The sequence below is a fragment of the Cyanobium sp. NIVA-CYA 375 genome (genome assembly GCF_056108345.1).
The window spans coordinates 1-10,624 of the sequence record NZ_JBSYHW010000076.1 but is presented as its reverse complement, the minus strand read 5'-3'; the positions used below and the strand labels follow the sequence as shown (position 1 = coordinate 10,624).

The 10,624-nt window shown below is 66.2% G+C and carries 12 protein-coding genes; 3 read left to right on the top strand and 9 right to left on the bottom strand.

Annotated features, from left to right (window positions below; translation table 11 throughout):
* The first annotated feature begins 165 nt into the window (after nt 1-165).
* Nucleotides 166-1,617: a sulfotransferase family protein gene (locus AC01FP_RS14315; RefSeq protein WP_474481202.1), complete on the top strand. Its 1,452-nt coding sequence runs from the start codon at nt 166-168 to the stop codon at nt 1,615-1,617.
* 33 nt (nt 1,618-1,650) lie between these two features.
* On the opposite strand, the gene AC01FP_RS14310 is transcribed toward AC01FP_RS14315, so the two are convergent.
* Genes AC01FP_RS14310 through AC01FP_RS14300 form a run of 3 tightly spaced genes read right to left on the bottom strand, consistent with a single transcriptional unit; the run spans nt 1,651 to nt 3,521 of the window.
* Nucleotides 1,651-1,914 (bottom strand): HEPN domain-containing protein, encoded by a 264-nt coding sequence (locus AC01FP_RS14310; protein WP_474481200.1) that lies wholly within the window; start codon nt 1,912-1,914, stop codon nt 1,651-1,653.
* Nucleotides 1,904-2,278 carry a nucleotidyltransferase domain-containing protein gene (locus AC01FP_RS14305; RefSeq protein WP_474481197.1) on the bottom strand — a complete coding sequence of 125 codons (375 nt, stop codon included), beginning with the start codon at nt 2,276-2,278 and terminating at the stop codon, nt 1,904-1,906. Before AC01FP_RS14305 ends, AC01FP_RS14310 begins: the two co-directional genes overlap by 11 nt.
* 4 nt (nt 2,279-2,282) lie before the next feature.
* Nucleotides 2,283-3,521 carry an ABC transporter ATP-binding protein gene (locus AC01FP_RS14300; RefSeq protein ID WP_474481194.1) on the bottom strand — a complete coding sequence of 413 codons (1,239 nt, stop codon included), beginning with the start codon at nt 3,519-3,521 and terminating at the stop codon, nt 2,283-2,285.
* Between the two features lie 38 nt (nt 3,522-3,559).
* Between AC01FP_RS14300 and obgE the strand changes: the two genes are divergently transcribed.
* Nucleotides 3,560-4,570: a GTPase ObgE gene (gene obgE / locus AC01FP_RS14295; RefSeq protein WP_474481192.1), complete on the top strand. Its 1,011-nt coding sequence runs from the start codon at nt 3,560-3,562 to the stop codon at nt 4,568-4,570.
* Between the two features lie 4 nt (nt 4,571-4,574).
* Here the strand turns inward: obgE and AC01FP_RS14290 are convergent, their stop codons facing one another.
* The 4 genes from AC01FP_RS14290 to AC01FP_RS14275 all read right to left on the bottom strand — a co-directional run bounded on the left by AC01FP_RS14290 (nt 4,575) and on the right by AC01FP_RS14275 (nt 8,463).
* Nucleotides 4,575-4,793: a CP12 domain-containing protein gene (locus AC01FP_RS14290; protein WP_322764904.1), complete on the bottom strand. Its 219-nt coding sequence runs from the start codon at nt 4,791-4,793 to the stop codon at nt 4,575-4,577.
* Nucleotides 4,794-4,985: 192 nt separating this feature from the next.
* A complete protein-coding gene (locus tag AC01FP_RS14285; protein WP_474481189.1) occupies nt 4,986-6,875 on the bottom strand; it encodes an ABC-F family ATP-binding cassette domain-containing protein in 1,890 nt (629 codons plus the stop codon).
* On the bottom strand, nt 6,872-7,513 hold the full coding sequence (locus tag AC01FP_RS14280) for a DUF2301 domain-containing membrane protein (RefSeq protein ID WP_474481187.1): 642 nt from the start codon (nt 7,511-7,513) through the stop codon (nt 6,872-6,874). The genes AC01FP_RS14285 and AC01FP_RS14280 overlap by 4 nt, the downstream gene beginning before the upstream one ends.
* A complete protein-coding gene (locus tag AC01FP_RS14275; RefSeq protein ID WP_474481185.1) occupies nt 7,510-8,463 on the bottom strand; it encodes a glutathione S-transferase C-terminal domain-containing protein in 954 nt (317 codons plus the stop codon). Before AC01FP_RS14275 ends, AC01FP_RS14280 begins: the two co-directional genes overlap by 4 nt.
* Before the next feature lie 73 nt (nt 8,464-8,536).
* Here AC01FP_RS14275 and AC01FP_RS14270 point away from each other — a divergent pair, with 73 nt between their 5' ends.
* Entirely contained in the window at nt 8,537-9,502 is a 966-nt protein-coding gene (locus AC01FP_RS14270) for an aspartoacylase (protein ID WP_474481184.1), read from the top strand.
* Here the strand turns inward: AC01FP_RS14270 and AC01FP_RS14265 are convergent.
* Nucleotides 9,481-9,906: a hypothetical protein gene (locus tag AC01FP_RS14265; RefSeq protein ID WP_474481182.1), complete on the bottom strand. Its 426-nt coding sequence runs from the start codon at nt 9,904-9,906 to the stop codon at nt 9,481-9,483. The two genes, AC01FP_RS14270 and AC01FP_RS14265, sit on opposite strands and share 22 nt — an antisense overlap.
* Nucleotides 9,907-9,966: 60 nt before the next feature.
* On the bottom strand, nt 9,967-10,344 hold the full coding sequence (locus AC01FP_RS14260; protein WP_474481180.1) for a hypothetical protein: 378 nt from the start codon (nt 10,342-10,344) through the stop codon (nt 9,967-9,969).
* Nucleotides 10,345-10,624 lie beyond the last annotated feature (280 nt).

Genomic DNA, 10,624 nt, shown 5'->3' with positions numbered 1-10,624 from the left:
CAAGGGGAGCGACGCCACTTTCTTGTTTGGCATAGGCGCTGGTGCGGGCCCGCTCCCTTGCGTGGCCTGTGTTGGGGCGAGCAGGGCTGTTTAGGCTGTCACGACGCGCTGACCTCCCAGCCCCGTGCCGGTGCCACCTACCGGGATGGGGGAACCATCAAAGCCATGCCCAGCGCTCGCAACCAGGCAAACCCCGCCGGCAGGCGCAAGGCTGGTAGCCCGCCCGCCCGCTCCGGCTTCGGGGCCGCGCCTGCCAATCCCAGGGCCCTGCTCGCAGAAGCCGAGCAGCTGGCCTCTGCCCATGCCCTGCTGGGCGCCCAGGAGCGCCTGGATGCCATCGAGTCAGCCCTGGGGCGCACGCCGCGGTTTCGCCTGATCCAGGGATATGTGTGCTTTCATCTGGGTCAGCTGGATCAGGCTCTGGCGCTGCTCCAGCCCCTGGCCGAGCGCCAGGACGCCATCGGCCCCCTGGCCTGCACCTTTCTGGCAGATGCCTGCCATCACGCCGGGGATCGACCGGCTATGGCCCAGTTGCTGAGCAGCCAGCCGGGCTGGGCGGCAACGCCGGAGGGGCGGCTCTTTAACGCCAGACTTTGCGCCGCCACCGACCCGGAAGCGTCCGTGGCGGCCCTGCTGCCCCTGGCGGAGGGTCGCTTCCCCGGCCAGCTGCGGCGGATGGCCGGATTTGACGCCGTGAAACTGCTCGACCAGCTCGGTCGCCATCGCCAGGCTTGGTCGCTGGCGCGGCAGCTGCAGTGCGCCACTGCCCCACCTTTTGATCTGCAGGGCTTTCTGGCCCCGCTGCAGGAGCAGCTGGAGGCGCTGCGCTGCGCCGATCTCCAACCGTTATTGCCGCCCGCCCCGCCTGCCGCTTCTGCGGGCGAGCCCGGGGTGGCCTTCGTGCTGGGCCTGCCGCGCTCAGGCACCACGCTGCTGGAGCAGATGCTTGATGGCCATCCATCGGTGTGTGGCATCGGCGAATTTCAGGGCCTGACCCTGCTCTCCCGGGAGCTGGGGGAGCAGGGCTGCGGTGCTGAACAGCTCACCTGCCTCAGCGGCCAGCGCCGCTCCGCCCTGGGCAGGATCTACCGCCAGCCTGCCCAGCGCCTCGCCGATGGGCAGGCCGCCTGGATTGTGGACAAGTCACTGATCAGCTGGATGTGGCTGCCCGCCATCGCCCAGGTACTGCCCGGATCGGTGGTGCTGCACCTGCGCCGGGATCCCCGCGACCTGGCCCTCAGCCTCAGCATGGCGGCGATCCGCCCCACCGGCGTCCTGGGTTGGGTGAGCAGCCTCGATCAGATCCGGGCTGTGCTGAGCATCCATCTGCAACTGACCAGCCTGGCCATCGAGCGGCTCCAGCTCAACCATCGCGTCATCCGCTACGAGTCGCTGGTGGCGCAGCCGGAAGCCAGCCTGCGCGGCTGCCTCGATGCCATGCACCTGCCCATGCATGAGGGCGTGCTGCACCCCGAACGCAACCCGCGCATCCCGATCACCCTCAGCCACAGCCAGGCCCGCGAGCCGATCTACAGCACTTCCGTGGGCCGCTGGCGCCAGTACGACTGGCTGTTCGGCGACGAGTGGGAGCAGTTGGCGAGCCTGGTTTCTGCCTGATCTCAGACCCCAGCGACGGCCGCTGGGTGTCGATCACCAAGGCGGCTGCAGCCGTGCCTCAAGGCCACTGCGCAATTGGCGGATCAGGGCCAGGAACTGCAGGCGCGCCAGGTCGTGGCTGAGGGGCGGCTGCTGATCGGCCAGCACGATCAGCCCTTTGAGCAGATTCTCCACGCACTGCTGGGCGAGAAACCCCCAGTTCTCCTGCGCGAAGCCCGCATCCAGGCTGGCTGCCAACGACTGCTCGTGCCGCAGTGCCAGCCGCAAAATGGCGCGGGCATCCTCTTCAGGCGGCATCGAGTGGCACCCCTTCGCGGTTGATGTGGCCGAGCACATGCCAGCGGGAGCCAGCCCATCTGTTGGTGGTGGCGGCATCGCTGATCAGCAGGTCTAGATCAACCGGCAGCAGGGGCAGCAGCAGGTTGCGCACCCGGCGGCGCAGCCGCTTTTCCCGCTCCGGGGTGAGGCTGCCCGTCACGATCAGGAGCAGGTCTAGGTCTGAGTCCGATCGCGCGTTGCCACGGGCGCGGGAGCCAAACAAAACCACTTTCTCAACCTCGGAGTCCTGGCCCAGCTGCGCCAGTGCTGCGCCGATCTCAGCTGCCTCCAGCCCCGGGCCGAGCGGACACCATTGCTGGTAGCTAGGAAGAACGGATGGCACCTATTCAGGCTAGGCGGGGTAACTGCGGCAGAGTCAGCTCCGGCGGCGCGGCCCCGGGCCTGGATGGGGGCAGGGCATCGCCGCTGGCGTCAAACAGGCGCCAGCCGCGGGGATCAATATCGAGGTGCAGGCTGGCCCCCGGCGGCAGGGTTACTTCAGGGCTGACCCGCACCTGCACCAGGTGACCGCCCTCCTCCAGGCGGCAGGTGAGCAGCTGCTCATTGCCTAGGGCTTCGCCATGGCTCACCTCGGCCCGCAAGTTGCGGTTGGTGGCGGGAGCTAGCTGGAAGTGCTCGGGTCGCAGTCCGCCAGTGAGCGCCTCGCCCGCCCGGGCCGCCAGCACCTCGGCCAGGGGACCCTCCACCGCCAGCTTGCGGCTGCCTAGCTGCACCTGACCCGCGCCGATCGCGCTTACCGGCAGCAGATTCATGGGCGGGCTGCCGATGAACTGGGCCACAAACAAGTTGGCGGGCCACTGGTAGAGCTGCATCGGTGTGCCGAGCTGCTGCAGCCGGCCGCCGTTGAGCACGGCGATGCGGTGGCCCATGGTCATGGCCTCCACCTGGTCGTGGGTGACGTACAGGGTGGTGGTGCCCAGGCGTCGCTGCAGCTCAACGATCTGGGTGCGGGTGCCGGTGCGCAGCTTGGCGTCGAGGTTGCTGAGCGGTTCGTCCATCAAAAACACCGCCGGTGCCCGGGCGATGGCCCGGCCCAGGGCAACCCGCTGCTTTTGGCCGCCGGAAAGCTCCTTGGGTAGCCGATCGAGCAGCTGGCCTAGCTCCAGGGTTTCCGCTACCTCGGCGATGCGCTGGGCGATGCGCTCCTCCCGCCGTGAGCGCAGCCGCAAGGGCCCTGGCAGCCGCCTGGTGGCTAGGTGCAGGCTGTCTTGAAGCTGCTCAAGGGCCGTGCGGTTGCGGCTGCGGCGCAGGCCGAAGCCGATGTTGCCGGCCACCGTGAGATGGGGATAGAGCGCATAGCTCTGGAACACCATGGCCACGTCCCGTTGGGCTGGGCGCAGGGAGCTCACGGGCCGATTGCCCACGAAGATCTCCCCCTGGCTGGGCTGCTCTAGGCCAGCCAGTAGGCGCAGCAGGGTGCTTTTGCCGCAGCCAGAGGGCCCAACCAACACCAAAAATTCGCCGTCCTGAATCTGTAGATCCAGCTGGCGCAGCACCTGCACCGGATCACCACCGCGCCGGGGTGGGTAGGTCTTGCTGACCTGCTGGAAGCGAACCTCTGCCAAGACGGGTCTTCAGACGGCGCGATCCTAGGTTTGTTCCAATGCAATTCATCGATCAAGCCCGCGTAACGGTCAAGGCCGGCCGAGGCGGCGACGGAATCGTGGCGTTTCGCCGCGAGAAATATGTGCCAGCAGGCGGCCCTTCCGGCGGCGATGGCGGCCGTGGTGCCGACGTGCTGCTGGTGGCTGACGCCAACCTCCAGACCCTGCTGGATTTCAAGTACAAGCGGCAGTTTTTGGCGGTCGATGGTCGCCGGGGCGGCCCCAACCGCTGCACCGGTGCCAGCGGCAACCAGCTGGTGATCAAGGTGCCCTGCGGCACGGTGGTGCGCGATGCCCGCACCTCAATTTTGCTAGGTGATCTCACCGATCCAGGTGAGGAGCTACTGGTGGCCTTTGGCGGCCGCGGCGGCCTGGGCAATGCCCACTACCTCAGCAACCGCAACCGGGCCCCGGAGAAGTTCACCGAGGGCAGGGAGGGAGAGGAGTGGCTGCTGCAGCTGGAGCTCAAGCTGCTGGCTGAAGTTGGCATCATCGGCTTGCCCAATGCCGGCAAGAGCACCTTGATTTCGGTGCTTTCAGCAGCTCGGCCCAAGATCGCCGATTACCCCTTCACCACCCTGGTGCCCAACCTGGGGGTGGTGCGCCGTCCCAGTGGTGATGGCACCGTCTTTGCCGACATTCCTGGTTTGATCGCTGGAGCGGCCCAGGGGGCAGGGCTGGGGCACGACTTCCTGCGCCACATCGAGCGCACCCGGCTGCTGATCCACTTGATCGATTCCAGCGCTGAGGATGTGGTCGCCGACTTGAACGTGGTCGAGGGGGAGCTCACCGCCTACGGCCATGGGCTCGACCAGAGGCCCCGCCTAGTGGTGCTCAACAAGATCGAATTGCTCGATCCAGCCAGCCTCGAAGAGCTCATGGAGAAAGTGAGCCAGCAGGTGCAGGCCCGTGGTGGCTTGCCCGTTTTGGCTATTTCAGCTGCTGCCTCAAAAAATTTGCCGAAGCTGCTGGCCGCGGTGTGGCAGCAGCTCGGCATCATTCAACCTTAGAAAATCAGTCGTCGTAGACGCGGCACTCGGGGGCCGAAGGGTTCAAGTCACAGAACACCTCAAGCGGGGTGGGGTCGTGGCTGTCCTCGGGATGGTGGTCTTTGAACTCCTTGAGACCCTGAAGTTCTTCCTCCAAGTGGCGAAGCTTGCCCAGGTCGCCGGCGGCCTTGGCGGCCTCGATCTCGCTCTGGTCCTGCTGGATGTGCTCGTCGATGCTTTTCATTCGGATACCGGCCTCAGAAGACCAGAACTCGTCATCACTCACCATACGGGCCCCCCACGACGTTTCGCTTCCTTGTGGCCTGCTCCTGATCTGCCTTGGCTTAGCTAGCAGCAAAAGTGCATCAAAGTGGAATCCTGACGGCACGCCTCATGCGATGGCCGCCCACCGACTACTGCTTCCGTTGCCGCCTAATCATTCCGCCAACTCGCTGAGTTCGAGCCAGCGCTCTTCGCCGCAGCGGATGCGCTCAGTTTGCGCGGCGAGTTCTTGGGTGAGGCCCTCGAGGGCGGCGTAGTCGCCGCCTGAGCTGGCTAGGGCTAGCTCTAGGTCACGGCGCTGCTGCTCCCATGCCGGCAGGTTCGCCTCTAGTTCTGTCAGCTCCCGGCCCTCCTTGAAGCTCCGCCGCCGAGTCGGGGTCTTACTGGGCTGAGGTGCTGGGGTCTTGGGGGGCTTGGGGCTCCTGGGTGTGGCCTGGCGGGCGGAGCTCGCTTCTAGGTAGGCGCTGTAGTTGCCCTCAAAGCGCTGCAGCTCGCCATTCTCAAAGCAGAACAGCCGATCTACGGTGCGATCGAGGAAGTAGCGGTCGTGGGAGACCACCACCACGCAGCCGCGAAAGTCTTCGAGGAAGTCTTCGAGCACGCTCAGGGTTTGTACATCCAGGTCGTTGGTGGGCTCATCGAGCAGCAGCACGTTGGGGGCCCCAATCAGCAGCCGGCAGAGGTGGAGCCGCCGCCGCTCGCCGCCGGAGAGCTTGGCCACCGGTTGGTGCTGTTGGGCCGGTGGAAATAGGAAGCGCTCCAGCAACTGGGAGGCGCTCAGCTCCTCGCCATCCACCGCAACCCGGCTGGCGGCGGCCTGAACCACCTCCAGCACCTTCTGGTCGGGCTTGAGCAGCACGTCGCTGTGCTGGTCGAAGTAGGCGAGCTTCACGGTGGAACCCAATTCGAGGCTGCCGCCGCTGGGCTGGCGCTGGCCGGCGATCACCTCCAGCAGGCTCGACTTGCCCACCCCATTAGGGCCAATGATGCCAACCCTGTCTTCCGGGCTGAAGTCGTAGCTGAAGGCGCGCAGCAGGGCCCTGGCCTCGGCCCCTTCGCCCACACTTACCTCTAGCTCTTCGGCGGTAATGGCCCGCTTGCCGAGCCGCCGGCTGCTGGTGGCCAGGCTCACCTGGCCCCGGCCTTGGCGCTGGGGTGCCTCCCGCATCTCCTCAATGCGCTGGATGCGGGCTTTCTGCTTGGTGCTGCGGGCCTTGGGACCCTGCCTGAGCCAGGCCAATTCCCGCCGCAGCGTTCCCTTGAACTTGCTGGCTGATGCCGCCTCTGATGCCTCCTCCTCGGCCTTATGGGTGAGGTAGGTGGCGTAGTTGCCGGCGTAGCTACGGGCCAGGCCCCGATCCACCTCCACGATCCGGCGGGTGACCCGATCGAGCACGTAGCGGTCGTGGGTCACCAGCACCAGGGCGCCGGAGAAGCGGTCGAGATAGCTCTGCAGCCATTCCACCCCGTTGGCGTCGAGGTGGTTGGTGGGTTCATCCAGTAGCAGCACGTCGGGCTCGGCCACCAGGGCCGCCGCCAGGGCGACCCGCTTGCGATAGCCGCCGGAGAGGTCGCCCACCTTGCGCTCGATGTCGGCGATGCCTAGCCGCTCCAGCACCTCGCGGCACTGCTGCTCCAACCCCCAGGCGTTGAGCTGGTCCATGCGGTCGTGCAGGTCGCTCAGCTGGGCCAGGGCGATGCTGTTGTGGTGGTCATCAGCCACGGCCTGGCTCAGGGCGGTGTGCTGCCGCAGCAAAGCCATCTTCTCGCCGCTACCGGCAAACACCTGCTCCAGCACGGTGTGCTCCGGGTCCAGCCCGGGTTCCTGGTCTACGAGCACCACCCGGGTGCGGGGGGCACAGCGGCGCTGGCCGCTGCCGAGGGGCTCATTGCCGGCAAGCACCTTCAGCAGGGTGCTCTTGCCGGCCCCATTCGGACCAATCAGCCCGAGCCGCTCCCGCTCGCCGATGTGCAGGGTGAGGCCCTCAAACAGGGTGCGGATGCCGAAGTCCTTGCTGGCCTCCACCAGGCTGATCAAGCTCAAAGTGCAGCCTCCCCAGCTGAGCCAGCTTGGCCTTTGAGGTAAGCAAACACGCTCTTGTCGCCCACATCAGCCGCGGCGGGCATGGGGAACTTGCGCAGGCAGAGCAGCAGCAGCAGCCCAGTCTCGAGAGCCAGCAGGCTCGTCGTAACCCGGCCGTCCAGCAGGCCGACCAGATGGCCGAGCAGGGCAACAGGCAGCAGCAGGGTCACCCCGATCGCCTCCGGTCGCCTGAAGCAGAAAAATTCCTTGAAGCCCACCCCCGCCAAGGCGGCGAAGAAGGGGCCAATGGCCAGGATCCAGAGGGGCTGGCTGGCCAGGGCCGGCAGCATGGCGCCGGGGCCGCTGCGGATCGCCAATGCCAGGCCGCCAAGGCAGCCCAGCAGCCAAAACAGCTGCAGGGCCCGGTGCAGGGGCACCAGGTAGATGTGGATCCAGCGCAGGGCCAGGCCCAGCCCCACCGCCATCAGCACCATCCAGGGCCACACCAGCTCCGGGCCCAGCTGGCGCCACTGCACCAGCAGGCCCGCTTGGCCGATGGCCACCGCAGTGAGGGCAAGGCGGTAGCCGAGCACCTCCCGCCGGTCGGTGGAGTCAATCGTGTAGGTGCCGTACACCCCTTCAAAGATCGGATCAGTCATGGTTGGGCACGGCCTTGCACCAGTGTGGCGAGTGGCGGCCCGGCCGGGATGATTCCCGAGGGATGGAGGGGAAAGAGGGCGCCGAAGTAATCGCTGCGCCAGGCCTCCGGGAAGCAGGTCTCGGCCACGCCGGGCAGGCTGTAAAAGCGCCGGCGCCAGTCCCATAGGGCAGGAAGCTGCCAAAGGGGTAGGCGGCTGCAACCAAATAAAGGCGCATAAACCAGCTCCAGCCGGATCAGGGTCGGGAAAAGCCCTATGTCGGCCAGGCTCAGCTGGGCCCCGCTCAGCCAAGGAGCTTGCTCCAAGGCCCCATTGGCATCCAGGAGCGCTGCAAACAAGGCCGCCTCGGCCCGGTCGTAGGCGGCCTGGGTGCGGGCGAAACCACAGCGGTACACCCCGTCGTTGACGTCGCCCTGCAGCCGCGTGCGCCACATTTCTGTGGTTTCCTGCTGGTCATTTGGCTCTAGATCGGGCCCTGCTGGTGCGGGCCAGCGGTTGAGCAGCTCGATCAGCCGGGCGCTCTCTGTAACCAGGATCCGCCGCTCGCTGCGGGAATAGAGCGCCGGCACCGTGGCCCGCTGCCCCGGATCAGCGCCGGATTGCTGGTAGAGCTCGATCAAGCTGGCGCAGCCCTCGAAGGGCTCGGCAAAGCGCCAGCGCCCCTCGGCTGGATCGGGGTCCACCACCACCAGGTTGATGCTGCTGCCCAGTTGGCGCAGGCTCCACACCAGCCAGGCCCGGTGGGCCCAGGGGCAGCTGCGCCCCACAAGCAACACGTGCCCATCAGCCGCGCCGGCTTCGCTGGGCAGGGGCGGCAGCGCCGTGAAGGCCCCGCTGGGACGGCGGTAGTTGCCCTCGGCATCGGCCGGTCCCAGGCCACCCATGAGCTGTTGCCATTGCCAGTGCCAGACCGCGCGGGCCGTGCGCACCAAGGGGGCGGGGGGGGGCATGGTTGCGGGGGCGGCAGAGCTCCGAATCTGCGTCAGGCTGGGGCTGAAATCCACCTCTGGCCCACTTCTTTTGATGAGCCAAACCGTCAAACCGGCCCAGGTGCTGGTGGTGGCCGGCACCCACGGCAATGAACGCAATGCCCCCTGGCTGCTGGAGCACTGGCGCCGCCAGCCCGAGGCCCTGCGGCGCCACGGCCTGGATGTGGCGCTGGTGCTGGGCAACCCAGCTGCCCACAAAGTCAATCAGCGCTATGTGGAGCGGGATTTAAACCGCTGCTTTGCTCCCGAGCTGCTGGCGGATTCCTCGAGAAACGAAGCTGAACTGCAGCGCGCCCGCCAGCTGCTCGCTTGCCATGGCCCTGATGCTGAATCTGCTTCGCTGGTGGTGCTCGACCTGCACAGCACCACCAGCGCTATGGGCAACTCCTTGGTGCTCTATGGCCGGAGGCCGGCCGATCTAGCTCTGGCGGCGGGTTTGCAGGGGGAGCTGGGGCTGCCTATTTACTTGCACGAGGCCGATGCTTCCCAAACGGGCTTTTTGGTGGAGCGCTGGCCCTGCGGCCTGGTGATCGAGGTGGGTCCGGTGCCCCAGGGGGTTATCCAGGCTCAGATCTGCCGCCAAAGCCAGCTCGGCGTTGAGGCGGCCCTGGCCGTGTTGGCGGCAGCCCAGCGAGGCCACCTAAGGCTGCCGGCTGAGCTGGTGGTGCATTGCCATCTGGGCAGCCTGGATTTGCCGCGCCATCGAGATGGTTCACCCGCCGCCTGCCTGCATCCGGCCTTGCAGCATCGCGATTGGCGCCCCTTGCGTGCGGGAGATCCGGTGTTTATCGATCCCTGCGGTAAGGAAATTGGCCTGGCCCTGCCGCCGGATTTGGCGGAGGAGTCCGTCTGGCCCGTCTTTGTAAATGAGGCCGCCTATGGCGAAAAGGGCATTGCCCTAAGCCTCACTCGCAGGCAATGTTGGCCGGTTGGGCCTGACTGGTTGCTGGCTCTAACAGACATTTCCTCCCAGCTGGCTCAACGGGGGGCGCCGTTGTAGTCGATGCCAAGGACGGTGCGCCCGTCGCTGGAAATGCGGATTTCGGTTTCCACCGAAGGCGCCAGATTTAGTTGCTGCCAGCCAGGGGCGCCGCCAAGGAAGCGAAAGAGATAGCCAGCACTGGTTGAGCTGATCAGGCATTTGTTGCCGGCGCTCGCCATTTCAAACATGCACTTGTCTGGGCGGTAGAGCCCCAGGCCGCCGTTGCTCTGCACTGCGGTGTTGCGAGCCAAGTTGAGGGCCCGCACGGCGCTGTATGGAACGGAAGCGTCGGCCTGCGCCCGAGCCGGTTCTGGCGTCAGCAGGGGCAGGCTGCTGGCTCCCAGGCAGCTGGCAACCAACATGCTTGCCGCCAGCATTCGCGGGTTGAGCAACGCTGCTGCTGCAGCAAGGGGGGAACCCATGGGTTTGGAGCTGGGGAGCCTCCCAGCACAACTCAACCCCAAAGGCACTGTCAAGGTGGTTCAGCCGCACACTGTGGTGGTCTGCTCCTTGGTGCAGGGCAAGTCGCTGGTGCTGCCATCTGCCCAATAAATGCGTAGGCGGTCCTCTTCAGTGCCGCTGCGGTAGGTCAAGGATTTGATGGCTCCAGCCGGAGGTTTGCCGGCCGGATCGGCGCCGTTGCCGGGAGTCACCGAATTGAGTTTTTGCTCCAGTTGTTGGATCTTCACTTCCAGCTGCTCTTGGCGCTGCTGCAGTCCTTGCAGCTCGGCTGAGGGTTGGCGCTGACAGCCCGCCGCAAGCAGGGAGGCTGCGGCCAAGGTTGCTAGGGCGGCGCGCAGGGGCAGGGCTTGAAATTGATGAGGCAGGGCCATGCCGTAGACGCATCCTGATCTATCCATCTCCTAGCAGTGGGCTGGGCAGCTGGCTACGGATTGCCGCCCATCTGCCCTGCGCTGGAAGCTGTCATGACTCGCTTGGAGTGCGGCTCTCACACTTTGCGCAATCTTCCGTTACAGTCCATGTCTCGAACCAATTCGCTTGACGGGATTCCGTCCGGTGGCTTGCCACCTTCCATACCCGTTCCTCTGGAACATTCTCTTCGCGTTCTCATGACAACCACTATTCAGCAGCGCCAAGGCGCTTCTGCGTGGAACCAGTTTTGCGACTGGGTCACCTCCA

Bases quoted from the DNA above. Each gene is read 5' to 3' on its own strand.
- AC01FP_RS14315 (WP_474481202.1), top strand. From the start codon at position 166: ATGCCCAGCGCTCGCAACCAGGCAAACCCCGCCGGCAGGCGCAAGGCT.
- AC01FP_RS14310 (WP_474481200.1), bottom strand. From the start codon at position 1,914: ATGCCGCCTGAAGAGGATGCCCGCGCCATTTTGCGGCTGGCACTGCGG.
- obgE (WP_474481192.1), top strand. From the start codon at position 3,560: ATGCAATTCATCGATCAAGCCCGCGTAACGGTCAAGGCCGGCCGAGGC.
- AC01FP_RS14290 (WP_322764904.1), bottom strand. From the start codon at position 4,793: ATGAAAAGCATCGACGAGCACATCCAGCAGGACCAGAGCGAGATCGAG.
- AC01FP_RS14280 (WP_474481187.1), bottom strand. From the start codon at position 7,513: ATGACTGATCCGATCTTTGAAGGGGTGTACGGCACCTACACGATTGAC.
- AC01FP_RS14275 (WP_474481185.1), bottom strand. From the start codon at position 8,463: ATGCCCCCCCCCGCCCCCTTGGTGCGCACGGCCCGCGCGGTCTGGCAC.
- AC01FP_RS14270 (WP_474481184.1), top strand. From the start codon at position 8,537: ATGAGCCAAACCGTCAAACCGGCCCAGGTGCTGGTGGTGGCCGGCACC.
- AC01FP_RS14265 (WP_474481182.1), bottom strand. From the start codon at position 9,906: ATGGGTTCCCCCCTTGCTGCAGCAGCAGCGTTGCTCAACCCGCGAATG.
- AC01FP_RS14260 (WP_474481180.1), bottom strand. From the start codon at position 10,344: ATGGATAGATCAGGATGCGTCTACGGCATGGCCCTGCCTCATCAATTT.